General features: G+C 47.1%; 22 protein-coding genes. 8 read left to right on the top strand and 14 right to left on the bottom strand.

Features of this window, described 5'->3' with window-relative positions; genetic code table 11:
- Nucleotides 1-63: 63 nt before the first annotated feature.
- From ACPYIV_RS18880 to ACPYIV_RS18855, 6 genes are all read right to left on the bottom strand, one after another.
- Nucleotides 64-1,614, bottom strand: a complete 1,551-nt coding sequence (locus tag ACPYIV_RS18880; protein WP_425884591.1) for a LysM peptidoglycan-binding domain-containing protein — start codon at nucleotides 1,612-1,614, stop codon at nucleotides 64-66.
- Between the two features lie 4 nt (nucleotides 1,615-1,618).
- Complete coding sequence (locus ACPYIV_RS18875; protein WP_293739276.1) at nucleotides 1,619-2,380, bottom strand: DUF5683 domain-containing protein; 762 nt, start codon at nucleotides 2,378-2,380, stop codon at nucleotides 1,619-1,621.
- On the bottom strand, nucleotides 2,377-3,264 hold the full coding sequence (locus ACPYIV_RS18870; protein WP_425884589.1) for a ParB/RepB/Spo0J family partition protein: 888 nt from the start codon (nucleotides 3,262-3,264) through the stop codon (nucleotides 2,377-2,379). Before ACPYIV_RS18870 ends, ACPYIV_RS18875 begins: the two co-directional genes overlap by 4 nt.
- Before the next feature lie 79 nt (nucleotides 3,265-3,343).
- Nucleotides 3,344-4,108, bottom strand: coding sequence for a ParA family protein (locus tag ACPYIV_RS18865; RefSeq protein ID WP_115500378.1), 765 nt, complete (start codon nucleotides 4,106-4,108; stop codon nucleotides 3,344-3,346).
- A gap of 355 nt (nucleotides 4,109-4,463) precedes the next feature.
- On the bottom strand, nucleotides 4,464-4,847 hold the full coding sequence (locus ACPYIV_RS18860) for a HepT-like ribonuclease domain-containing protein (protein ID WP_293733456.1): 384 nt from the start codon (nucleotides 4,845-4,847) through the stop codon (nucleotides 4,464-4,466).
- Nucleotides 4,840-5,133 (bottom strand): nucleotidyltransferase family protein, encoded by a 294-nt coding sequence (locus ACPYIV_RS18855; RefSeq protein WP_293733455.1) that lies wholly within the window; start codon nucleotides 5,131-5,133, stop codon nucleotides 4,840-4,842. Before ACPYIV_RS18855 ends, ACPYIV_RS18860 begins: the two co-directional genes overlap by 8 nt.
- An 802-nt stretch (nucleotides 5,134-5,935) precedes the next feature.
- Between ACPYIV_RS18855 and ACPYIV_RS18850 the strand changes: the two genes are divergently transcribed.
- The 5 genes from ACPYIV_RS18850 (at nucleotide 5,936) to ACPYIV_RS18830 (ending at nucleotide 14,160) form a co-directional block, all read left to right on the top strand.
- Nucleotides 5,936-9,577: a DUF6383 domain-containing protein gene (locus ACPYIV_RS18850; RefSeq protein WP_425884585.1), complete on the top strand. Its 3,642-nt coding sequence runs from the start codon at nucleotides 5,936-5,938 to the stop codon at nucleotides 9,575-9,577.
- Nucleotides 9,578-10,177: 600 nt separating this feature from the next.
- Entirely contained in the window at nucleotides 10,178-10,552 is a 375-nt protein-coding gene (locus ACPYIV_RS18845) for a hypothetical protein (protein ID WP_425884583.1), read from the top strand.
- Nucleotides 10,553-10,711: 159 nt separating this feature from the next.
- The gene (locus ACPYIV_RS18840; RefSeq protein WP_425884581.1) at nucleotides 10,712-12,976 is read left to right on the top strand and encodes a DUF3987 domain-containing protein; all 2,265 of its coding nucleotides are present in this window, start codon (nucleotides 10,712-10,714) and stop codon (nucleotides 12,974-12,976) included.
- A 248-nt stretch (nucleotides 12,977-13,224) separates the two neighbouring features.
- Nucleotides 13,225-13,533: a helix-turn-helix domain-containing protein gene (locus ACPYIV_RS18835; RefSeq protein WP_293732702.1), complete on the top strand. Its 309-nt coding sequence runs from the start codon at nucleotides 13,225-13,227 to the stop codon at nucleotides 13,531-13,533.
- Nucleotides 13,534-13,719: 186 nt separating this feature from the next.
- Nucleotides 13,720-14,160, top strand: a complete 441-nt coding sequence (locus ACPYIV_RS18830) for an HU family DNA-binding protein (RefSeq protein ID WP_293732701.1) — start codon at nucleotides 13,720-13,722, stop codon at nucleotides 14,158-14,160.
- A gap of 81 nt (nucleotides 14,161-14,241) precedes the next feature.
- On the opposite strand, the gene ACPYIV_RS18825 is transcribed toward ACPYIV_RS18830, so the two are convergent.
- Entirely contained in the window at nucleotides 14,242-14,466 is a 225-nt protein-coding gene (locus tag ACPYIV_RS18825) for a DUF4248 domain-containing protein (RefSeq protein ID WP_293732700.1), read from the bottom strand.
- A 72-nt stretch (nucleotides 14,467-14,538) separates the two neighbouring features.
- Between ACPYIV_RS18825 and ACPYIV_RS18820 the strand changes: the two genes are divergently transcribed.
- Both ACPYIV_RS18820 and ACPYIV_RS18815 read left to right on the top strand, forming a co-directional pair.
- The gene (locus tag ACPYIV_RS18820; RefSeq protein WP_425884578.1) at nucleotides 14,539-15,015 is read left to right on the top strand and encodes a glucosaminidase domain-containing protein; all 477 of its coding nucleotides are present in this window, start codon (nucleotides 14,539-14,541) and stop codon (nucleotides 15,013-15,015) included.
- A 50-nt stretch (nucleotides 15,016-15,065) separates the two neighbouring features.
- Nucleotides 15,066-15,419 (top strand): hypothetical protein, encoded by a 354-nt coding sequence (locus tag ACPYIV_RS18815; RefSeq protein ID WP_425884576.1) that lies wholly within the window; start codon nucleotides 15,066-15,068, stop codon nucleotides 15,417-15,419.
- Nucleotides 15,420-15,429: 10 nt separating this feature from the next.
- Here ACPYIV_RS18815 and ACPYIV_RS18810 read toward each other — a convergent pair whose 3' ends face one another.
- From ACPYIV_RS18810 to ACPYIV_RS18780, 7 genes are all read right to left on the bottom strand, one after another.
- Nucleotides 15,430-15,759 carry a T9SS type A sorting domain-containing protein gene (locus ACPYIV_RS18810; protein ID WP_293732697.1) on the bottom strand — a complete coding sequence of 110 codons (330 nt, stop codon included), beginning with the start codon at nucleotides 15,757-15,759 and terminating at the stop codon, nucleotides 15,430-15,432.
- Between the two features lie 66 nt (nucleotides 15,760-15,825).
- Nucleotides 15,826-16,140, bottom strand: coding sequence for a type II toxin-antitoxin system RelE/ParE family toxin (locus ACPYIV_RS18805; RefSeq protein WP_293732696.1), 315 nt, complete (start codon nucleotides 16,138-16,140; stop codon nucleotides 15,826-15,828).
- Nucleotides 16,134-16,367, bottom strand: a complete 234-nt coding sequence (locus ACPYIV_RS18800) for a hypothetical protein (RefSeq protein ID WP_293732695.1) — start codon at nucleotides 16,365-16,367, stop codon at nucleotides 16,134-16,136. The genes ACPYIV_RS18805 and ACPYIV_RS18800 overlap by 7 nt, the downstream gene beginning before the upstream one ends.
- Before the next feature lie 175 nt (nucleotides 16,368-16,542).
- Nucleotides 16,543-17,457 carry a ribonuclease Z gene (locus tag ACPYIV_RS18795; protein WP_293732694.1) on the bottom strand — a complete coding sequence of 305 codons (915 nt, stop codon included), beginning with the start codon at nucleotides 17,455-17,457 and terminating at the stop codon, nucleotides 16,543-16,545.
- A gap of 308 nt (nucleotides 17,458-17,765) precedes the next feature.
- Nucleotides 17,766-18,914, bottom strand: a complete 1,149-nt coding sequence (locus ACPYIV_RS18790; RefSeq protein WP_293732693.1) for a cytochrome d ubiquinol oxidase subunit II — start codon at nucleotides 18,912-18,914, stop codon at nucleotides 17,766-17,768.
- 20 nt (nucleotides 18,915-18,934) lie between these two features.
- Complete coding sequence (locus tag ACPYIV_RS18785; RefSeq protein ID WP_293739289.1) at nucleotides 18,935-20,491, bottom strand: cytochrome ubiquinol oxidase subunit I; 1,557 nt, start codon at nucleotides 20,489-20,491, stop codon at nucleotides 18,935-18,937.
- An 11-nt stretch (nucleotides 20,492-20,502) separates the two neighbouring features.
- Nucleotides 20,503-20,730 carry a DUF4492 domain-containing protein gene (locus ACPYIV_RS18780; protein WP_293739290.1) on the bottom strand — a complete coding sequence of 76 codons (228 nt, stop codon included), beginning with the start codon at nucleotides 20,728-20,730 and terminating at the stop codon, nucleotides 20,503-20,505.
- 287 nt (nucleotides 20,731-21,017) lie between these two features.
- Between ACPYIV_RS18780 and ACPYIV_RS18775 the strand changes: the two genes are divergently transcribed.
- Nucleotides 21,018-22,505: a Gfo/Idh/MocA family protein gene (locus ACPYIV_RS18775; protein WP_425884571.1), complete on the top strand. Its 1,488-nt coding sequence runs from the start codon at nucleotides 21,018-21,020 to the stop codon at nucleotides 22,503-22,505.
- Nucleotides 22,506-22,516: the final 11 nt, after the last annotated feature.

Below are 22,516 nucleotides of genomic sequence, written 5' to 3'. Positions count from 1 at the left end.
ACGTGTATGTAGGCAAATATATATAAATATTTGCTTATATATTCCCGAAAGCGACAGAAAAAGTTAAACGACCGGTATTTTCAAGACCTGCCCCGGCCGGATATCGGCACTTGTCAGCCCGTTGGCTTTCTGTAAATCGTCTGTTGAAACTCCCGGATACTTCTTGGCAATGGAGTAAAGGGAGTCGCCGGACTGCACTTTATAAGTCAAACTTTTGCTGGAGACGCGTGCCGTCTGATTGCTCTTGGCAACGACAGGAGTAGCCTTCTGCACCGCTTTTGCCGATGCGGCCTTTTCGGCATTCTTTGCCTTGGCCGAAGCAAATGCAACGCCTCCGTTATCGACATGCAAACGCAGGCGACGGCCTTTGGCTACACGGTTGGAACCTAAACCGTTCCATTTACGGATATCTTTCGGAGTGACGCCGTAACGGTTTGCGATGGTATAGATATTTTCACCGGAAGCAACTACATGGGTAATCTTCTCGAGCGTGAGATTCTTCGATCTTCCTGTTGCGTTGACCGGTACACAGTTGGCCAGCAGCTCTTCTATACGATGTGTATAGACCGAGTCCTCCTTGTCGACAAACGCATAGGTCTGGGACGCCGGTAGTTTCAATACGGAAGGTTCCGTATTCCCCGGTATAATATCGCGTTTGTATTGCGGGTTGAGCGCACGAAGCTGTTCGATGTCGACTCCCAGCACATCGGAAACCTGCTCCAGGTGAAGCATACTGTTCACCATAACCGTATCGGTCGCCAACGGGAGGCTGGTCTGCATCGGGCAGATATTATGATCGCAATAGTAATTCATGATATAATTGGCAGCGATAAACAGCGGCACATACGAACGGGTTTCACGGGGCAGATAGCGGAATATCTCCCAGAAATCGGTCTTCCCCCCGGAACGGCGGATCGCCTTGTTCACATTGCCCGGACCGCAGTTATAGGAAGCCAGCACTAAGTTCCAGTCGCCATAGATGGCATACATATCTTCAAAATACTTACAGGCCGCCTCAGTCGCCTTTTCCGGATCACGCCGTTCGTCCAGCAGGCTGTTGATCTCCAAACCATATATCTTGCCGGTCGGAAGCATGAACTGCCAAAGCCCGCAAGCCCCCACACGGGAAAGGGCGACCGGGTTCAAGGCGCTCTCCACGACCGCCAGGTACTTCAACTCCAAAGGCAGGTTATGCTTGTCGAGCACCTGTTCGATAATAGGAAAATAGAAATCCGCCATACCCAACATATAGCGTACCAGATCACGCTTGCGCCCTGCATACAGATCGATGCAATCCCGCACCACCTCGTTATAAGGCAAACGGATCACGCTCGGCAGACGCTCCAAACGTTCTTCATAAACAGAGTCGGGGAAATAAACATTCTCCGCATCATCGTGGCAATATTCATCTACCTTCGAGAAATATTGCACGTGCCAGGAATGAAGCAAACTATCTACGTTTGCATCGAGGCTTTCAGGTATCAAGCCCACTACGTCAGACAGCGAGTCTGTCGATAATGTCGAATACTGCGGTTCGCCGAATATCGGGTCCTGTGCACGGGAAACCTGCATCAGGCAGAACAGGCAGAATAGGATAAGTAGGTTTTTATTCATGATGTTAGAACTTAAAACTGCAATTCAATCCATACGAACCCGGCGTGTAGCGGGTCTTCGGGGTTACCTCCGGCGACCAGTGCATGCTCAGGTCCGGAGAGATGTCAAAATCAAACAGCTGGGCATCCACATACGCATCGATAATAGTGATCGCATATACCCCGACCGTAATGATAATACTCAAATCCCTGTAACGGCGAAAGTAATCTTTCCGGCGCTTCAGGTTTTCCTGGAACTGGGTATTCGAGACGTAAGTACTCTCCTGCCCCGACGGGACAAAGATCGTCCAACTCTCGCTCCACGGCCCCGTATACGGTTCATGGCCTTCTTGCTGCCCCTCCAATACCTTTTGGTAATCCGCCATAATATTAAAATAGGCATCCGAATAGTCGCCATAATTCTTATTGTTCCAAGTGATGGCATACATACACCCCATAAAGGCTCCATACACCAACGGGAGTTTCCAGTACTTCTTATTATATATCTGTCCCAGACCCGGCACTAATGCATAAAGCAGCGCTTTGTTAGGATCGGGTTTGAATTCCTTAAGCTTCACCTTCGGCTGAGGCAGTGAGTCGGCAGCCGAAAGCACAGCCTTCACCGTCGAATCGGCCTTTGCTGTTTCGCCGGGGACCACTGCCGTAACGATCGAATCGGAAGAGATCACCGTGTCTTGCTTTGCCGTTATCCCCCTCTGCGCATAGCCGGACACTATCGGGCCACACAACAAAACCAGTATAAATAATATCGCTTTCCCGTTTCTCATTTCAACTTATCCAACAAGCCGATCAGTTTTTCCAATTCATCTTCCGATGCAAAGGGGATCGTTATTTTACCTTTTCCTTTATCGTTGCATACCAGTTGTACCTTGGTATTAAAGAAATTAGACAGATGATCCTTCAGTAAGTTGAATTCCTCAGGAAGTTTCGGTTTCCGCTGGGCGGGCTTTCCCTTTTTAGCCTGTTCCAGCACAGCCGCATCCACTCCGCCACGTACTATTTCTTCGACGTTGCGGACGGACAAACCTTCCGCCAGGATCTGTTCGTAAAGCGCCAACTGCACTTCCGGGTCTTCGACAGGCAACAGTGCCCGCGCATGCCCCATGTCGATCTTTTTATCTTTCAGTCCCACCTGTATCTCGGCAGGGAGTTTCAAAAGGCGGAGGTAATTGGCAATCGTCGCCCGCTTCTTACCGACGCGTTCACTGAGCTTTTCCTGCGTCAGGCCGTAGCTGTCGATCAGCTTCTGGTAAGCCAGTGCAATTTCAATCGAGTTCAGGTCTTCACGCTGAATATTCTCGATCAGTGCCATTTCGACGATATTCTCGTCTGCGGCGGTTTTGATATAGGCAGGGATGCGTTCCAGTCCCGCCATCAGGGAGGCACGATACCGGCGTTCGCCGGAGATAATCATATATTTGTCCGTCCCGGTCTCTTTCAGCGTGATCGGCTGGATGACGCCCAGTGAACGGATGGAAGTAGCCAGCTCCTCGAGCGTCTCTTCCTCAAAAACAGAACGGGGTTGATCCGGATTGGGCTGGATTTTACTCAGTTCTATTTCACTAATAGACGATGAGCCGCCCGTTTTCAGGTCGTCCATCGTTATCAAAGCATCCAATCCGCGGCCAAGAGCCGATCTTTTCATTACCATAAACTTTCGAATTTATGATTTATGATTTATGATTTATGATTTGTTTGTCTTTTCAAACCATAAATCATAAATCATAAATCTATTTGTTTTTATCTATCAGCTCTTGTGCGAGCTGCATGTGATTAAGAGCTCCCTTCGATTCGGCATCGTAGAGTAATACGGGTTTGCCATAACTGGAAGCCTCGCTTAATTTGACATTACGCTGAATAACGGTCGTGAAAACCAGGTCCCGGAACGGACGCTTCACTTCTTCGTAAATCTGGTTGGCCAGACGGAGACGCGAGTCGTACATGGTCAGCAGGAAGCCTTCGATTTCCAGTGCAGGATTCAGCTTCGATTTGATAATCTTTATCGTATTCAACAGCTTACTAATACCTTCCAGAGCAAAATACTCGCATTGAACGGGTATCATCACCGAATCGGCAGCCGTCAAGGCGTTAACCGTGATCAGTCCCAAAGAGGGAGAACAGTCGATCAGGATGTAATCATACCGGTCTTTCAGCGGAACCAGTACTTGCTTAAGTATCTGTTCCCGGTTCTCCATGTTCAGCATTTCAATCTCCGCACCTACCAGGTCGATGTGGGAAGGGATAATATCCAGCCCCTCCACCTCAGTATTGGTAATAGCGCCTTTCGGGTCGTCGCCATTCACCAGGCATTCGTAGATGGACAATTCCACATTCCGGATATCCACACCCAGTCCCGACGAAGCGTTAGCCTGCGGATCCGCATCCACCACCAGCACCTTTTTCTCGAGTGCAGCCAGCGACGCAGCCAGATTAATCGTAGTGGTAGTCTTACCTACCCCACCTTTCTGATTTGCTAAAGCGATAATCTTTCCCATACTTTGTCTATTTATTCGGGGCAAAACTAAACATTAAAAACCTAACACAAATCAGTTTAAGCAAAACAATGCCTGTTTTGTTGAAAAGTCACCTAATCTGTTGATAACTTGCAAATATAAGCAGAATATTCAATAACTTGTTTCAAATGAGCGCAATGGAGGGTGTTTTTTTAGGAATGATAACGAAGTTTCAAAAAAGAAGGTAATCAATAATAAGATGCTTGCTGAAGCTCCAGCATGACTTCGTCGGCAATGTATTCGTCGCTGAAAGTATAAAGTTCTTCTTCAGGATCATGGATGCGATCACATACCTTTGACATATAAAACACGTCCAAAGCCTGCAGGGAAGAAATCTTCAAAAGAATAATTTGTCGGCGTCTTGAATTATTTTTTCGACAGTTGGCAATAAACAAGGGATATCTTCTTTAATCGTAGCAAAGACAATTTCAGCATCCACATCAAAATAATGATGCGCTATCTTATCCCGTATCTGCATAACTCCTTTCCAATAAATTTCAGGATAATGAGGCAGAATTTCTCCTTTTGTTATTTTATCAAAGTTTTTCACCGATTCGCCCAATGCAATCAAGTTCATGCAGATCGCATCCAACCTCAGCATTCCATCTGGAGAACAAAGAAAGTCATTCACATCCCGAACAACATCAGCCCGAGTTTCAATAGTCTCCAATGCTCTCTTTATATTCAACAAGCATTCAACTGCCAATCTCCGGTCAAACATAAATAGCCTCCTTTGTTATGCGTTCTTTTAGATAATCATTCATATGCTCACGCATACGCACCAAGTCGACAGAACACCCGAACAGGCTCTTTAGCTCCGACTGTATCTTGTCTAAAGTCAATAAAGAAGGAGCTTTTCCTTCATAGCAAATATCAATGTCACTATCCTCTTTTTGTTCACCACGCGCGACAGAGCCAAATATCCCCATGCGAGTAATGCCATACTTTCCGGCCTGCGAAGCCTTATAGTTTTTTAGAATAGAAAGATATTCCGATGTTGTTTTCATGTCACATACGTTTTTAGCAAAGATAGTTGTTTTTGAAAGGCACAACCGTACACTCGAAGCCCTGCCATCAGAATACGGCAGCTATCTTTTTTATATTGTTCAATTTCTCAAGCAAGGAGTTATCCCTACCTATGCCACAAAGATACGAAAAGGCAAGACAATTCGCAATATCAGGGAATTACTTTAAGGTAAACATTCATCGGGGCTATAGAGAAGAAAGAGCTTCCTTCCCCGCTTATGTTTTAGTTTTGTTAACAACAAGGGAACAATGCAAAGCGGAGTATTCCTGAAAAAGGCCGATTTGGGCTATTTTGAAAGTAGGGACGGGTTATTTGCGGATATTACGTATATAGTTGATAGACTTTGATTTATATGCAAATATAGGTACATATGTACATTATATAAAAAGACGGGGATTTCGGTTTGTTTTAGGCTGTTTTTATGATTGTAAGTAATTGGATATGACAAAGATAGGTGTGACTTTCAAAATGACTAATGAAAACGTACGTTTAAATTCGTCATTTTTCAGCTACAAAAATACAACTACTTTTTAAACTTGCAATCCTTTCTCCCTATAAATTTTCCTTTTCTATATTCTTTCTTATCAATTAGATAGCATAACCAGTACGAAAAACCTTCTTTCCTATACAAACGCTCTCAATGCCCCCGGAAAAATGACTAAAAAAAACGTACGTTTTCCCTCGTCATTATACAGGAATTTAGTTAACTCTTGTAAAACAAGGGCTATCGAAAGATTGAATACATATAGATATACTATTTATTAATTAAACATTTTAGAATTATGAACAAAAGATTTTCTACTCTTTTGGCTACCGCTCTGGTAGCAGGTGGATTTTCCTTCAATGCGATGGCTGATGCTTATCCTGTTGGAGAGTATATCCAGATTAAAGTAGGATCAGACAAGTACTTGACTGTAGGAGAAGGTGCTACTCGCGACAGTTTGGCTTTGGCAGACGATCCAACATCGGAAAATGTACCTACTTTGGAAAAGTACAACAAGACTTTGTGGAAACTGAATTTGACTCCTTACAAAGACGCTAATGGCTTGATTGCAGGTTATTATGTAAGCGTTGAAAACAAGGTGAATGGTCCTGTGGCTTTAACAAAGGCTGATGCTGCAGCCAACAAGTCGGAATACTATGCACCGGGCGCAGTGGTTGCACCGGGTGTCCAGTATATTGCGACTGTTACTGCAGACAAATATGTGGATGGGGAAGTAACCCTGGGTGACATTGATTTTGCCCCTGCCGCATATTATGATGCTGCTGCTAAGAAAGTGGTAGGTTACCAGCTGAATACAGTTGGCGATGTAATCAAATTGATGTGTGCGACAGTAGATGCAAAGGATATTAAGACTTCTGCAGAGTTGGATGCGGCTGTTAAAAAGTTGACGTTTACTGGTACAAAGGCTACACCTGCAGTTGCTGCATTAACAGCATCATCTGTTACAATGTCGGCTCCTATGTTGAACGCAATCGGTAACGAAGCATTCCAGTTGTTCTTCAGCAAAGACATCACCGACAATGCGAAGTTTACGAACCCGTTCTCTGCAGGTGAATTGCAGGCTGTTGAGAATGCTGTATATTCTGCTGCAAAATACGATATGGCAAAATTTGATGCTGCATTGAAAGCTGCTAATGAAGTCGTATCGGATGTTGCAGACTTCAAAGGCGCTGTCAATGCTTATGTAGCTGAAATTACAACAGCTATGAACGAAACAGCTGCTGAAGCAGGAACTATTGCAGCTAAAGCTCCGAATAAAGCCGATATTACAACTACTTCAGCTCTTCTTGCTGAAGATAAAGTAAAGGAACTGTTTATTGCCGATGGTACAGTTGCAAAAGCAGTTGCTGCTCTTTTAACTCAGGGTAATGATGCAGGTAACAAATACGAAAATGTAGCTGCTGCCGGTGCTCCCGAAGTATATAAAGTAAAAGATGCTGCCGCTAAACTTAAAAAAGTAACAGACGCCCGCGATGCAGCTGTTAAAGAAATTGACAAATTGGCTGCTTCTGCTGCTATCGTAAAGGTAAAGGCTGCTGTTGATAATTTTGCAACAGGTATTTATCGTATTGCTGCCGACAAAGTTGACTATACAGATTATACAGTAGAAAAGGTTGCTGCTGATAAAGCATTGAAAGCTTTAGCTGCCGGTTATGCTGACGCTCATCAAAAAACATTGGAAGCATTGGTTGCAGACGACGTTGTTTCTGTTACGGCTTCTGCTGCCATTACAGCTAAAGATTATTATCCTTATGCAGTTGTAGGAGAAAAAGATACTTATGTAGTAGTTGACACTGCTTACGTAGCATCTAAAGAAAAGTATATGTCTTTGGGTACAACTAAGTTGAATGAAGTTGTTGTTAAGTCTGATGATATGTCAGCTGTTGATGTAACAGCCGATGATTATGAATTTGATGAAACAAAAATGGAAGTAATCCTTGTTCCGAACTTAGGCGAATGGGCTACTCCGGCTTTGTTCAAGATGGATGTTGAAATCAAGGATGTAGAACAGGGTGACTCTATCCTTATTTATGCAAACGCTTGGAAAGAACCGGCTAATCCTGCAAAATATTATAGTGATGCAACAGATGCTATTGCTTCCTTTGCACCAGGCAAGAACGTTGTTATCCGTACATTAGGTAACTCCCGTGAGGCTTCAGTTCTTCTTGCAGACAAAGAAAATGAAGATGCTGTTAAGAACACGAAGATCTCTTTCACAGAACCGAAGTTAGCTACTCTGGTAAAAGATGGCGCTATCTATTTCGTAGTTGAAAAGACAAAGGCTTCTGAAAAAGAAGGTAAATATCGCGTATCAACTCCGGCAGACTTTACGACATGGGCAAAAGTTGCTTATGAAAATGTTCCGGGAACCCAGTTCGTTGCAACTAAGAATGGTAATATCTATTCTTTGGACAACCGTGACTTCGCTGCAAGTGTAGTCAAAGGCCAGAAACTGTATGTCGTAGGTGAAGAAAAAGATATGATCTATACTACATCTGCACGTGATACATTCCAGCTGGTAGAAATCGCTGATGCAAAAGACGAACACCTGGGTTACAAGTTCATTACAGAACCGATCCAGCAGATCTCTGACTATGTATTGTCTGCTATCAACTATGCAAATCCTGAAGTTCCGTTCTTCCTGACATTCGACGGTAATGCTGATTCTACATTGGTTGCTGCTAAAGACCAGACTAAGGCTTTAGGCTTGAAGGCTATGCTGGATGAAAATAAGAAAGAAGTTACTTCTGCTTATGACATGAACGACAAGAATCTGGAAAAACAGTATTATCAGCTGTATGCTAAAGACGGAAAAGATACTTTGTATCTGGATGTAAATGAAGACAACGAACTGGTTGTAACAAAAGTTCCGACTAACCTGTTGCTCCAATTCAGAAATGTAAACAACGAAGCTAACGAATATGAAGTATTGATTGGTGCTTACGATGCATCTTCCAAGACTTATCAGACAAGCAAGAAGGTTTCTTACAACCAGAATGGACAGGCTGTAGCCGTTAACTTGGATGAAGCAACTGCATTTGTTTATGATTTGACAGACAATTCTACCGACATTTACAAGAACTTCGAAATCACAGAACCTACAAGTGTAATCATCTCTCTGGATGGTGACCCTGCTTCTAAGGTAACTGCTGTTAAACCGTTCGCTGTAGTTAAACGTACAGGTTTGGATCTGAAGGCTGCTGCAACTGACAATGATTTCGTTTTGGGTCTGGACACTGCTTATGTAAATCGTAAGAACAACATCCGCTATGCTTACTACATCACAAAACCGATCGACGTAGAAAAGACTGGTTCATTTGATGAAAAAGCATACATGGTAAGCTATAACGACTCTATTGTTGCAAAACGCAGCAACGACACAGTTAAATATGAACAGGATAACTTGACTCGTATCGGCTTTGTTCACGCACAGCGCGTTGAATTCGGCGAAAACGATTCTTTGGCTATCTCTAAAGTAAAACCGGTTGATACAGACACAATCGATGTTGTAGGTAACAAGGGTGTAACTCCTGCTACTTGGGCATTCGCAATCGAAAGCGACGGTACTTACAGAATTGAAACTGCTGCTGATGCAAATGGTAGCAAATATGTAAGCTATCTGAACGGTATCTTGGTATTGGGTAACAGAGAACAGGCTCAGTTGTTCAACGTAAATACAACCGATCTGACTCCGACGGACAACGAAAAGATCGCAACATCTGAAGTAACTGTTATTGCTGGCGAAGGTCAAGTAACAATCGCTGGTGCTCAGGGTAAGAAGGTTGTCGTAAGCAATGTTCTTGGCCAGGTAGTTGCCAACACAGTTATCGCATCTGACAATGCTGTAATCGCTGCTCCTCAGGGTGTAGTCGTAGTAGCTGTTGAAGGTGAAGAAGCTGTTAAAGCTATCATCAAGTAATGATTGGTACTAAAATTTTATAATCAAATAATTCTTCGGTTGCGCGGATTAATCCTCCAATTACCCTGCGACAGGTGAACAGGCAACCGGATTTAATATTAATAATACTAAAGTATATTGAATTTAAAAGTTCAAGTAGCCAGTACCCCTGTGAAGGAGGAAAGCATACACAAAACAAGCCCCGGAGGTGATACTATCTCCGGGGCTTCGTTGTTTTAGGACTTATGCCGTAACCGGAATAAATTTTACGCCCGCGGGTAAAAATTTATTCCGGTTACGGGGTCGCCTTTGCCGGCATATAACATGGAGGAGTGTCCCTGTAGGGGCGGGTTCTAAACCCGCCCGATTGCAGCAATGTGTACATTTGTCAATATCGGGCAGGTTTAGAACCTGCCCCTACAGAACGACAATCATTTCGGACAACCATGTCATTCTATCACACACATAAATCAGCTTACAGCCCCAAGACAGTGTCGCTATCAACCGCCCCCCTTATCCATTTTCTTTTGCAGTCTGCTGAAGCAGACGGTCAAAAAGAAAGCAAAAAAATAATAAACATATGATCAAAAAAAACAGAAGCTTTCCAAGAAAGCACAGGAAATGGCGGAGTTGTACACCCGCCTGGAAAAGTACAAGTTGAAACAAGAGACAGACCGGAACCCGACCCACTACACAGAGAAAGCCATCCGTACCTGCCGCAACAGGATACAGACGTTGCTTGAAGAGGTCGCGGGAGTGGAAGACAGACGGATTCCGGTGGAAGACGCACGTCCACTTGTCGAATATTTCAGCGGGATACGCAACTTGCCGGAGTTTTCGGAAGACGAGGGAAAGGCGGCACTGCTCTTTAGAGCGATGCAAATCATCTTCCGCTTCGGCGTGTCGGTCACGACGCTGGCCAAGTATTACTATTCCAAAGACAAGGAACTATTGTATGAAGTGTTAAATATCAAAAATAAGACCTCGCGAAAATAATATCCTTCTATCGGAATCGTAATCTCTATCAGATTATTAAACAGCGACATACAGCTCAACGCATAGGCTCCGGGATAGGGTTGCCGGCACAATTTGCAACGCTTACCTTTGGTGTATAATATCAACCGGCAATCTTTTTTGCCTTAAATGTAATATCAAATGGAAAAGCAAGAACAAGTTTCTTTTTACGCCAGCCTGTACCGGACCGAGTGCCAAGTGTTAACCTTCGAAGAGATCATCATCCTGATCCGCCGTCGCCGGTGGGTAGCTGAAATCACTGCCTACCGTACCGCCCTGGCGGAAGGGAAGGCCGAAGAAGCCCGGAAGTTGAAAGGCGGATTGCCTGGATTCACCCCTTCGGGGGTGTTCAAGGGCGGACATAAGGCCGACGCGTTACAGGAATACAGCAAGATCGTCGGGCTGGATTTCGATCATGTGAAAGACCTTGCGGCACTGATCGCCGTCCTCCGGATGCTGCGCTACACGCTGGCGATGTTCGTCAGTCCCGGCGGGCACGGCCTGAAGGTATTCGTCCGGGTCGACAGCAGCGCCGAACACCACCGCGAAGCCTACCGGACCATCGCCGCCTTCTACGAGAAGGCGGGCGATGTGGCGAGCGATGCCAAATGCAAGGACATCAGCCGCTGCTGTTACGTGAGTGACGACGAGGAGGCGTATTACAACCCGGAGGCGGAAGTCTTCCACGTCCCCGAACAGCAACCGGCCGAAAAGGGTGTCGAAGCGTTTGTCGGACGTTTCCTCGACCGTAACCCGCCGTTGGCAGGGGCGCGCAACCAGACGGTCTACCGCCTCGGTTGCGAGGCGAACCGGAGGGGCTTTTCATATGCCGAAACGGTCGCTTGCTGCACGCTCCGCTTGCAAGCACCGGATTTTACGGCGGCGGAAATCAGCCAGGCGTTATCTTCTGCTTATCAGGGGAATGCAAACGAGCATGCAACTTCCGGCAATGTAAAAGGACACAAAAAGGCTGAAAAGGCACTCTCTACATTTCCGGACGCGGAAGGGTATGAGCCCGACCCCGAAGAGTCTGGCGAGAGGCTCCGCGAACAGACTCCTTTCCTGCCCGAAGAGCTATACGGATTGATCCCGCCGCTGATCCGCGAAGCTGTCGCCTTCTACCCGCAACGCCGTGAACGGGACATGGCGCTCTTAGGGGCCTGCACCGTGTTGAGCGCCTGCCTGCCGGAGGTGTTCGGCATCTACCACCGCAAACACGTCTACCCCCACCTGTTCACCGTCGAAGTGGCTCCGGCTGCCAACGGGAAGGGGTGCATCAACGATATGCGCCACTTAGCCGACCGCTATGCGGAACTGATCGAGGCGGAGACAGGGCGTGCCGAGGAAGAATACTTGCAGGCTTTGGAGGAATGGGAACTGAAGAAGGCGGAAGCGCACAAGAACCGCCAGGCGGTCACGGTGAAAGACGCCCCGAAACCTGCCAGCACAGTTTACCTGAATATCCCGACACAGATCACGAAAGCGAAACTGCTCGTCCACCTGCGCGACAACGGCAGCATCGGCGGGCTGATGGCAGACAGCGAGATCGACACGATCGTTTCGGCGAGCAAACTGGACTTCGGGATGTTCGACGACCTGCTCCGCAAGGCGTTCCACCACGAACCGGTCGCTTCGTCGCGCAAGACGGACAACGAGCTGATCCGCATCGAACGTCCTCGCCTGGCGTTGCTCTTAGCCGGCACACCGGGACAGTTCCCCCGCTTAGTGCCCGATGCCGAGAGCGGGCTTGTGAGCCGCCTGCTCCTTTACACGTGCCGCAACGAGGCAGCCTGGCAGGATGTCTCGCCCGAAGGCGACGGGATGGAGATGGAAAAGAAGTTGTCCGAACTGTCGCAGCAGGTGATGGAGGTTGCCTTGACGCTCCGCAAGCGTCCGTTGCAGGTATGCCTGACGTCCGCGCAATGGCGGGAGCTGAACCGGCGTTTCACGGCATGGCTGCATGAGGCGGATTTGTTTGGCGACGAGGAGTTCATCGGGGTCGTGAAGCGCTACGGGCTGATCACGTTCCGCCTCTGCATGGTCTTCACCGCTCTGCGCTGCGGGGCGGCGGGCTACGGGATGAAACAGCAATACTGCACGGACGAGTATTTCCGGGCGGCCCTCTCGATCGCCGGAACCTGCCTCGAGCACAGCCGCCTGCTGCTGACCGGGCTTCGTCGTGACGAGACCGCCCCCGAACTTTCTTTCCCGCTCAAATCGCGCCGGCTGTTAGAGAAGCTGCCGGAGCTTTTTACCCTGCAAGATGCTTACCTCTCGGGCGAGTCGGAAGGGATGTCGAAACGGAGTGTAAGGCGTTTCATAAACAAGCTCACTCCTTTGTATTTCATGCGTGTAGCACATGGAGTATATAAAAAGACAGCCTCTCCCGTTCCCCAAAAACAATAGAGTGCCTTTTCCGCCTCTCCTGTCCTTTTCCCCCCCGAAACTGATTTCAGGAAAGGGCAAACTGATTTCAAGAAGGCAAAAACCCTATACCCTATCCCTCAAAAAGCTATAGCTTTCGGGGGAAAAGGGTATAGGTTTTTTCTTGATAGGGTATAGGCGGGGGAAAGAAAAAAATAAATCTGAAAAAGCATTGCTTTTGTTCACTAATTCGTTATCTTTGGCGAAGTAAATCCTGAATGGGACAAACAATGAATAAAAAAGATTGGAAAGCAATAGGATGCACCCCTATCGAGGATTTGATCACCGAGGACTTCGGCACACCGGGTACGCCTCAACGGGATGAGTTCGAAAGTAACTGCGAGGCTTTTATCATTGGCGAACAGTTGAAAGCGGAACGCTTGAAAGCAGGCATGACGCAAGAGCAGCTTGCCGCTAAGATCGGGACGAAGAAAAGTTACATCTCCCGTATCGAAAACGGGCATGCAGATATCCAACTGTCCACCCTGTTCAAGATATTCCAAGGCCTCGGACGAAAAATCAGCTTTACGATTTTGTAATATCTTTTACCCGTCTGCCACATATAGATAAGGAGCCGGCTTCCCTTTTACCGGCTTTCCTTAATTTTCTCATCTTTTCCCTCTCTTTCCACGTCGTTCCGCCACATTCCGCTGGGGCGTCGGGGGTGGTTGTATCTTTGTTATGTGATTAAGAAATACATGTTTTATCCTAAAAATCTAAATGTTATGCCAGCAAAGTACAAATTAGTCCAGCGCAAAGATATGCGCAAAGATGCAGCCGAAGGTTCGAAACTGTATTACGCCAGTGCCAATACGACCGGCACGTGCGACGTGTATGAATTGTGCGACCTGATCTCGTCCCAGTCCACCGCCTCGTCCGGCGACGTGAAGCTGATCCTCGACGAATTGGTCAACGTGATGCGCCGTAACCTCGGCAAAGGCGAGGTGGTCAAAGTGGGCGAGCTTGGTAGTTTCCAGTTGCAGTTCGGCAGCACCGGCACGGCAACCGAGAAGGAGTTCAACCAATCGCTTATCAAAAGCCGCCGCATTGCCTTCCGTCCCGGCAAGCAACTGAAGGAAGCAGTCAAAAACTACACGTTCGAAAAGATCGCTTCCGGTGTTCCTGTGGAGGGCGGAGGCGAAGAGGAACGACCGGGAGAACTGTAAGAGGTGAAAGGTAAAAGGTGAAAGGTGAAAGTTATTTGTACGAACGCGAAGCATCACTTTCAACTTTCAACTTTCAACTCTTCAGGGTTCTCCGAGGTGACCCACAATGTAGTCCCTTTGCTTGGGGGTGAGGTATTTCTTGCCCGGGTGCCATCCTGATTTTTCAAGTTGCCCGACCAGTTCGTCGCTGACGCGTACCCATTTCAATAATTGCATGGTCGCGCTCTTCTGTGAGATATTCGGGAAGTACATCAGGGCCAGTTCGCCCCATCCCCAGACTTTGTTTTGATTCAGTGAATTTTCCATTGTATGTTTTTTGATTGTGACACGTAAATATAGGCATTATTAATCTGACATACAAGTAAATATCAATATATTATGAACAATAAAATCAACTTTTTACACACTTGCCGGAAGGCTGCCTCCGAAGCGGAAAAGCAGTTCGGCATGAACGCCCGGATCATCCTTGCACAGGGTGCGCTCGAGAGCGGCTGGGGAACTTCCCTGCTTGCTGCGGAGCATCATAATTTCTTCGGCATGATGGGCTATGGCGCTTCAAACGCCTATTGGCACGGGCAACGTGCCACGTTCGAGACAGCCTACGGGACCCATCATTTCAGGCATTACGATTCGCCGCTTCTCTCTTTTCTCGACTTCGCCCGCCTGATCCGCTCCGCCTATCCCCGCGCCTACCATTTCAGCTTCCAGCCCGAAGCCTACGCAAAGGAGATCGCCTACAGCCCGTACATCAGCGAACAGAACGGCGACAACCGCGACCTGTACCGCCGCAACATCGTTGTGCTCGAAGCGGAGATCGGGCGGTTGCTGGATTGGAATGCGAAGCTCGCAGCATAAAAACGTAAAATAATTACCCCATTTATCAACCACCAAATACAGAATCCATTATGAGCAAACTAAGACAAATCCTTGAATTTATCAGAGCCTTGTTGGGCTTCTTGTTGAACTTGAAAAAGAGAAAGAAGAAAAAAGATGAGAAAAATGAAAAGCCTGCTCACCCGATACCGGGAGAGCTGCCGGACGAGGTGCCGGATGATGTGCCTCAGGAAGGTATTGGCATTGTATCTGGCCGGTCTCGGGATAATGGCCCTGTGGGCGGACCGTTCAGAGGTGGTGCTGGGATGTGTAGGAGCCCTCTTGACACTCTCGGGGTGCGGGCGGCCTACACAGGACAAGCCGCCTCCTTCGTAGGCTGGACGCTGTTTTCGTATGCAGTCGGAATGTCTTTATGGGGAGGTTGACCGGAGAACGTTAGCGGATGGACACCTTACGGACCGTGTCGCCGATGCGGACGATGTAGTACCCTTTGGCAATATCCACCGTATATTCGCCGGAGGGTTGCTTCATCGGTATCTCTTTCACCCGTATGCCTACCACGCTGTAGATCTCGAGCTTGCTACCGGCCGGAGCATTCTCGACAACGATCTTGTTATCGTAGGCGCTGATCTCAACAGCATCCGGATCTTTGTCTTGGGCAACGGTCGTCCGGGACACAGTTGTATTCGCTTGCTGTGCCATCACTTCAAGCGGACAACCGGCCCATACGGCCAGCAATAAAACGATTGCAATTAATATCTTCATATGCCAAACCCTAAGATCGTACAAATGTAGGAATATTTTTTGAATAATGTAGAATGTTCTGTATTATTAATGATTAAATCGTTTCCAAAGTCGTTTTGTACTTTGGCGGCAGTCCCAGACAGCAGCGATATAGATGATATTTTTTTCGAAATAATATATAATCTTATATTTATCAACGACAAGCGCACGGTATATTTTATCACGATCTTCCAATAAAGGCTCTATCGGAGCCATTTGGGGAAAATTGAGTAAAGGTTCTACTGCATCTAATAATTTATTGTGTGTTTTAATAGCGGCTTGCACACTCTTCTTACTGATAAACTTATAAACATTATTAAGGTTTCTTTGGGCTGCCGGCAACCAAATGATTCTGTCTACCATGTCAGAACTGCTTTTCGGAGTTCTTCAGTCGAGCATCCCAATCCCAAACGAGCTTCCTTTTCTGCCACATTCAACTGTTCCTTCAACTCTTCTATAGAAAATTGGCAAGGCGGCTGTTCACGCGTGAGCATACGTTTAAGATACTTCCCTACGCGATTTACAGTCTCTTCGGATTCGATCATATCGATCAATTCCCGGAGTTCATCTTTCTTACATTCTAATTCCATAGCTGTCATGATTATATCCTCTCTTTCTTTTTATATATTGATTTCTTCACAAAGATACGATAATCTTTTGGAATAGAAACGATTTGTATTTGATTATATTTGACGGGCGATCCCGCGGGGGCGACCACATGGGGATCGCCCCTACGGATATAAATTTTCAATTTTCCACTTTCAATTACAAAGTCACCACCATCCCCTCATTCCCCAATATCGTGCCGGGAAATACCGCTTCGGCTTCCCGGTGAAGTTCGGACAGATCTTCGTAGCGGGCGGAATAGTGGCCGATGACAAGGCGTTTTACATGGGCGTCGCGGGCTATCTCCGCTGCCTGGCGGGCGGTGGAGTGGAAGGTTTCTTTGGCACGGGCAAGATCGCACTCGGCAAATGTCGCTTCGTGATAGAGCAAGTCCACCCCTTCGATTATCGGGATGACGGAGCGGTTATAGGCCGTATCGGAACAGAACGCATAGCGCTTGGGAGGAGCAGCCGGGCGCGTCAGGCGGGAGTTGGGAACCACTTCGCCTTCGGGCGTGACATAATCCTGCCCCTGTTTAATATCTTTCATGCAGCGGACGGGAACCTGGTAGAAATCCGTCATCTCGCGGATGATATGCGCCTCCTTCGGCTTCTCGGCAAAGAGGTAGCCGCAAGTGGGAATCCGGTGCTTCAACGGGATGGAATAGACCGACAACGACCGGTCTTCCATGACCAACGAATGGCTACGTGTATCGACCGGGTTGAAACGCACCTCGAACTCCATGCCCCGGCAGAACAAGTCCATCACCGGACGCAGGTAAGCTTCGACCTCCTTCGGGCCGTGCACGACCAGCTCACCGGTACGCCCCAGCATACCGAGCGTAGAGACCAGCCCCGGCAAACCGAAGCAGTGGTCGCCATGCAGATGCGAGATGAAGATATGGGCGAGACGGCCGAAGCGGATGCGCATTTTACGCATCTGTACCTGGGTACCTTCCCCACAATCGATCATATATAATTTATCCCGCAAATCTACTACCTGTGAAGTTGCCAGATGCCGCGTGGTAGGTAACGCCGAACCGCATCCCAATATGTTTATATTAAATTCTGCCATAAGGTCCATCGGATAATTTGGGTGTAAAGATAATACAAAAGCATTGGCGTACTGTGAAAAATAACAAAAAAAGCGGGAAGATTGTTCCGAGGATGACAGGTATTCCATATATTTGTTTGCTGTCCTTTTCAGGAAGCTATTTAGAGTCAGTAGAAAAGCTTAAGATATTTTCATCTAAGCCTTAACTAACTTTTTCTTTTTGTTTAAAACGGTTAAATGTAGAAACGGCCAAGCGTGAGCTTCGCCGTTTCCTTTGTTTTATAAGGAGCCGATCAGCCCCCCTTATTTTTTAATTCTCAATTTTCAATTCAATAGGTATGTCCTTTCTCGCTTTCCATCTCTTTCTCGCTGATCTTGCGCAGATCCAACGCACGCCAGGCATAGAATATATAGGCCAGGACGAAGGGTACGAGAATGGATACATAGCTCATCACTTTCAGGGTGAACGGGCTGGAACAACTGTTCTCTATCGTAAGCGAACTTTGCAGGTCGGTGACCGAAGGATAATAAGCCGTATTGTTCCAACCGGCACAAAGGAAGAGCGCCAAGACCGTGAGCACCGTACCTGTCCCGCAGAACCAGATCCCCTTTTTCCATGTTCCCGACAAGATCGTACGGACAATGCCGTATAAGACACCTACCACGCCCACTAACAGCACAACCAGTACGGCAGGCATCTCGATCAGGTTCATGAAATATTTATAGGGCTGCATATACACCTCTTTCGTCTCCGGGTTAACGGCAAAACCGTCGGCAAGCAACAGATGCACAAGGAAGACAAGGAAGAAAACCAAGAACAGCGCCGTTTCGATCACCAAATGCTTGCGGCTGCGTTTCACGATCTCGGCATCGTCGATGTTGTTGATGAAATAGAGCAAGGCCTGGATGCGTGCCAGGAAGAACACCGCCAGTCCGAGGCATACGTTCCAGAACACGAAAGCGGCTTCAAGCCCATGCCACGGGTTCGCCCAGGTGGAGATCACCGGCATGGCGACATCGGTCAGCTGCCCTTTGTTGACGATAAATTCGGCTCCGCTGAAGAACGTGCCGACAGCCGTCCCCAACAGGATCGGCCCCAGGATGCCGTTCAGCAACAGGAATACCTGATAGGTCTTTTTCCCCAGGAGATTTCCCTTCTTCGACTGGTATTCATACGATACGGCTTGCAGGACAAAGCAAGCCAGGATCAGCATCCACACCCAGTAGGCTCCGCCGAAGCTGGTCGAATAGAACAACGGGAAGGAGGCGAAGAACGCACCTCCGAAAGTAACCAGAGTCGTAAAGGTAAACTCCCACTTACGCCCGGTCGAGTTCAGCAACATCTTTTGTTGCAATTCGGTTTTGCCAATCGTGAAAAGCAAAGACTGCCCCCCCTGTACGAAAAGCAGGAATACCAATAGTGCTCCTAACAAGGAAATGAGGAACCACCAGTAATGCTGTAATAATATATAGGTCATGATGATTTATGATTTGTGATTTATGATTTATGATTTTCCGGTCCTTTCCTGATCGCCTTCACCATAATGCCGACCTCCGCGATAAGCAGGACGGTAAAGAGCAGCAGGAAGAGGAAGAACGTTGTCTGCACCGACGAAGTAGCCAGCTTGGACACGGATGCGCTCGTCGGCAGGATATCCTGGATAGCCCAGGGTTGACGTCCCACTTCAGCAACGATCCACCCCGCCTGCCCGGCTATATAGGCCAGAGGAATGGTCCACAGGCCCGCCCATTGCAACCAGCGGGCATCGGCAAACTTGTTCTTTTTGCTCCAGATCAAAGCAACGATGAACAGCAGGATAAAATATCCGCCCAGGATCACCATGATGCGGAATGAATAGAAGGTCAATCCCACGTGGGGAACCAGATCGGCAGGATCTTTGATATATCCGTAGCCGAAATAAGCGAAGTTTTCGTCCAACAAGGTACGGGCTTGCCGGGCGGCCACCTCGTCTTTATCCTTTACCGCCTTGCGGTAATCGGCAAGAGCCTGGATGGCGGTCTTCCCCTTTTCAATCTTCTCGACGGCGGATAGGGCGACCGTTCCTTGGTTAGTCGTATAACCGCCTTCAATCAGGTTGACGATACCCGGGACATAAGCGTCCACATTGCGCTCGGCAAGGAAAGAAAGCAGTTTCGGTATCTTTATATTAAAAATGAAGGGATTTACATTATCGGTATAGCTTGTCTTGTCGGGATTCAGCAGGCCGATGGCAACCAACCCCGTGCCATTACCTCCTTCATACAAGCCTTCCATGGCAGCCAACTTCATGGGCTGTTTCTGGGCTACCTGGTAAGCGGAACCGTCACCAGTCCATACAATCAGTATGGAAGCGACAAGCCCGAAAATGGCACCGACCTTGATGCTTTCGAGCGAGAACTTCGTGTCACGCTTTTTCAACAGATACCAGCTGCTGATGCCGATCACAAAGACGGCACCCGTAATCCAGCCGGAGAGTACGGTATGGAAGAATTTGTTGATGGCGACAGGCGATAAGGCCACCGCCCAGAAATCGAACATCTCGTTGCGCACGGTGTCCGGATTGAAATGCATACCTGCCGGATACTGCATCCATGCGTTGGCAATCAGAATCCAGAGGGCGGAAAGGGTTGCTCCTATGATCGTCAGCCAGGTGGAAGCGAGATGAAAGCGTTTGCTGACCTTGTCCCAGCCGAAAAACATCACGGCTATAAAAGTCGCTTCCATAAAGAAAGCCAGGATTCCCTCGATAGCGAGGGGAGCTCCGAAGATGTCTCCTACAAACCAACTGTAGTTAGACCAGTTTGTCCCGAATTCGAATTCGAGGATTAGCCCGGTGGCAACACCGATAGCGAAATTAATACCAAACAGTTTCATCCAGAACTGTGCTGTCTTTTTCCAGAATTCGTTACCTGTTTTGTAATAGATGGTCTCCATGATGGCTTGTATAACGCCGAGCCCCAATGTAAGGGGGACGAACAGCCAATGATACATGGCAGTGAGAGCAAATTGCGCTCTTGACCAGTCAATCAAAGAAGTGTCAATGCTTGCGATCATAATTATATAATTTAAGGAGTAATTGCTCTGTTGATCAATTCACCCGAAACGTGTTCTTCCTTTGCGGAATCTCCATCAAACTTCCCTAAATAATTAGGAAAGAAAAATAGTTTTAAGATAAAAAACATGATGAAGAGCTTGACCAATATAATTAGCCACAACGTTTTACCCAGTTTCATCTCGCGAAATCCTTCCAGGTAAAAATGGTATATTCGTATGTATATAGGCTCCCTTTTCATATCCGTATCGTATTTTAATAACAAGAGATTGGGTGAATTAGTTTTCTTCCTATACAAATATAGGGAAAGCGTTAAAATGTTTTCCCCTAAAAGCATAGATATTATTTATGAAAAAATAGACTTTATCTATAACCTCTGTTAAAAAAAATTATTTTGAAGAAGAAAGCCGAAAGGAAGACTTGCTGTTACTTTCGCATTGGTTATATTTGCGTCAGTTTGTGTTTTTATAAGACGAGAAATCACATCGAATATTATAATTAAGTGCTAATCTATAAAAAATTATTACTATGTCGAACATTTCAAGAAGATCATTTCTTCAAAGAGGAGCCGCAGCTGCTGCAGCTTTCTCAATCGTTCCGGGGTCCATCCTGGGAAAATCTCACGGATATGTAGCTCCGACTGATAAGTTGAACATTGCCGCTGTCGGTATCGGCGGTATGGGTAATGCCAATCTTAAGAATATGGAGAAAACAGAAAATATCGTAGCGCTTTGCGATATCGACTGGAAATATTCCAAGAAAGTATTCGAACGTCATCCGAATGCAAAGAAATATTGGGACTACCGCAAAATGTATGACGAAATGGGTAAATCCATCGATGCCGTACTGATCGCGACAGCTGACCATACTCATGCCATGATCACTGCTGATGCCATGACAATGGGTAAACATGTGTATACACAGAAACCGTTGACTCACTCGGTTTACGAATCCCGTTTGCTGACAAAATTAGCAGCCTCTACAGGTGTTGCCACTCAGATGGGTAACCAGGGGTCTTCAGCTGAAGGAACCGACTTGGTTTGCGAATGGATCTGGAACGGTGAAATCGGTGATATTACAAAGGTTGAATGTGCAACAGACCGTCCAATCTGGCCACAGGGTCTGAACACTCCCGAAAAAGCCGATAAGATTCCTTCTACATTGAATTGGGATTTGTTCTCTGGTCCGGCAGAAGTTAAACCATACAACCACATTTACCATCCTTGGAACTGGCGCGGTTGGTGGGCTTACGGAACGGGAGCTTTGGGTGATATGGCCTGCCATATCATGCACACTGCGTTCAAGGCTTTGAATTTAGGTTATCCGACAAGAGTAGAAGCTTCTTCTACATTATTGCTCCGCGATTGCGCTCCTAACGCACAGCATGTGAAATTCATTTTCCCGGCTCGTGAAAATATGCCCAAATTGGCTATGCCGGAAGTAGAAGTACATTGGTATGACGGCGGTATGATGCCGAATCGTCCGAAAGGATTCCCCGAAGGCAAACAGCTGATGGGTCCTGGTGGTGGTCTGACTATTTTCCACGGAACAAAAGACACATTAGTATGTGGTTGCTACGGACAAGAACCGTTCTTGTTGTCTGGTCGCGTACCTAACGCACCTAAAGTTTGTCGTCGTGTTGACAAAGCTATGAGTGGCGGTCACGAACAAGATTGGATCCGTGCATGTAAAGAAAGCGCATCCAGCCGTGTTCAGACAAAGTCCAACTTCTTGGAAGCAGGTCCCTTCAACGAAATGGTTGTGATGGGTGTATTGGCAGTTCGTTTGCAGGCTCTGAACAAGACACTGGAATGGGACGGCCAGAACATGCAGTTCACCAATATCAAGGACAACGAAGAGATCAAGATCTGTATCAAAGACGGTTTCACGATCAAAGATGGACATCCGTCATTCAATAAAGATTGGACAGACCCTGTCAATGCGAAACAGTTTGCAAACGAATTGATCAAGCATAACTATCGTCAGGGCTGGAAATTGCCTGATATGCCGAGATAATTAGTTTTAAA

The organism is Parabacteroides vesiculifaciens, from assembly GCF_049860805.1.
GTDB lineage: Bacteria > Bacteroidota > Bacteroidia > Bacteroidales > Tannerellaceae > Parabacteroides.
Note: the sequence above shows the minus strand (reverse complement) of the source record. Positions and strands in the feature narration are given on the sequence as shown.

Coding starts and splice junctions, on each gene's coding strand:
- ACPYIV_RS18880 (WP_425884591.1), bottom strand. CDS start 1,614: ATGAATAAAAACCTACTTATCCTATTCTGCCTGTTCTGCCTGATGCAG.
- ACPYIV_RS18845 (WP_425884583.1), top strand. CDS start 10,178: ATGGCGGAGTTGTACACCCGCCTGGAAAAGTACAAGTTGAAACAAGAG.
- ACPYIV_RS18780 (WP_293739290.1), bottom strand. CDS start 20,730: ATGAAAAGGGAGCCTATATACATACGAATATACCATTTTTACCTGGAA.
- ACPYIV_RS18800 (WP_293732695.1), bottom strand. CDS start 16,367: ATGGAATTAGAATGTAAGAAAGATGAACTCCGGGAATTGATCGATATG.
- ACPYIV_RS18785 (WP_293739289.1), bottom strand. CDS start 20,491: ATGATCGCAAGCATTGACACTTCTTTGATTGACTGGTCAAGAGCGCAA.
- ACPYIV_RS18805 (WP_293732696.1), bottom strand. CDS start 16,140: ATGGTAGACAGAATCATTTGGTTGCCGGCAGCCCAAAGAAACCTTAAT.
- ACPYIV_RS18870 (WP_425884589.1), bottom strand. CDS start 3,264: ATGGTAATGAAAAGATCGGCTCTTGGCCGCGGATTGGATGCTTTGATA.
- ACPYIV_RS18825 (WP_293732700.1), bottom strand. CDS start 14,466: ATGGAAAATTCACTGAATCAAAACAAAGTCTGGGGATGGGGCGAACTG.
- ACPYIV_RS18840 (WP_425884581.1), top strand. CDS start 10,712: ATGGAAAAGCAAGAACAAGTTTCTTTTTACGCCAGCCTGTACCGGACC.
- ACPYIV_RS18820 (WP_425884578.1), top strand. CDS start 14,539: ATGAACAATAAAATCAACTTTTTACACACTTGCCGGAAGGCTGCCTCC.
- ACPYIV_RS18865 (WP_115500378.1), bottom strand. CDS start 4,108: ATGGGAAAGATTATCGCTTTAGCAAATCAGAAAGGTGGGGTAGGTAAG.
- ACPYIV_RS18835 (WP_293732702.1), top strand. CDS start 13,225: ATGAATAAAAAAGATTGGAAAGCAATAGGATGCACCCCTATCGAGGAT.
- ACPYIV_RS18830 (WP_293732701.1), top strand. CDS start 13,720: ATGCCAGCAAAGTACAAATTAGTCCAGCGCAAAGATATGCGCAAAGAT.
- ACPYIV_RS18860 (WP_293733456.1), bottom strand. CDS start 4,847: ATGTTTGACCGGAGATTGGCAGTTGAATGCTTGTTGAATATAAAGAGA.
- ACPYIV_RS18875 (WP_293739276.1), bottom strand. CDS start 2,380: ATGAGAAACGGGAAAGCGATATTATTTATACTGGTTTTGTTGTGTGGC.
- ACPYIV_RS18775 (WP_425884571.1), top strand. CDS start 21,018: ATGTCGAACATTTCAAGAAGATCATTTCTTCAAAGAGGAGCCGCAGCT.
- ACPYIV_RS18855 (WP_293733455.1), bottom strand. CDS start 5,133: ATGAAAACAACATCGGAATATCTTTCTATTCTAAAAAACTATAAGGCT.
- ACPYIV_RS18795 (WP_293732694.1), bottom strand. CDS start 17,457: ATGGCAGAATTTAATATAAACATATTGGGATGCGGTTCGGCGTTACCT.
- ACPYIV_RS18790 (WP_293732693.1), bottom strand. CDS start 18,914: ATGACCTATATATTATTACAGCATTACTGGTGGTTCCTCATTTCCTTG.
- ACPYIV_RS18810 (WP_293732697.1), bottom strand. CDS start 15,759: ATGAAGATATTAATTGCAATCGTTTTATTGCTGGCCGTATGGGCCGGT.
- ACPYIV_RS18815 (WP_425884576.1), top strand. CDS start 15,066: ATGAGCAAACTAAGACAAATCCTTGAATTTATCAGAGCCTTGTTGGGC.
- ACPYIV_RS18850 (WP_425884585.1), top strand. CDS start 5,936: ATGAACAAAAGATTTTCTACTCTTTTGGCTACCGCTCTGGTAGCAGGT.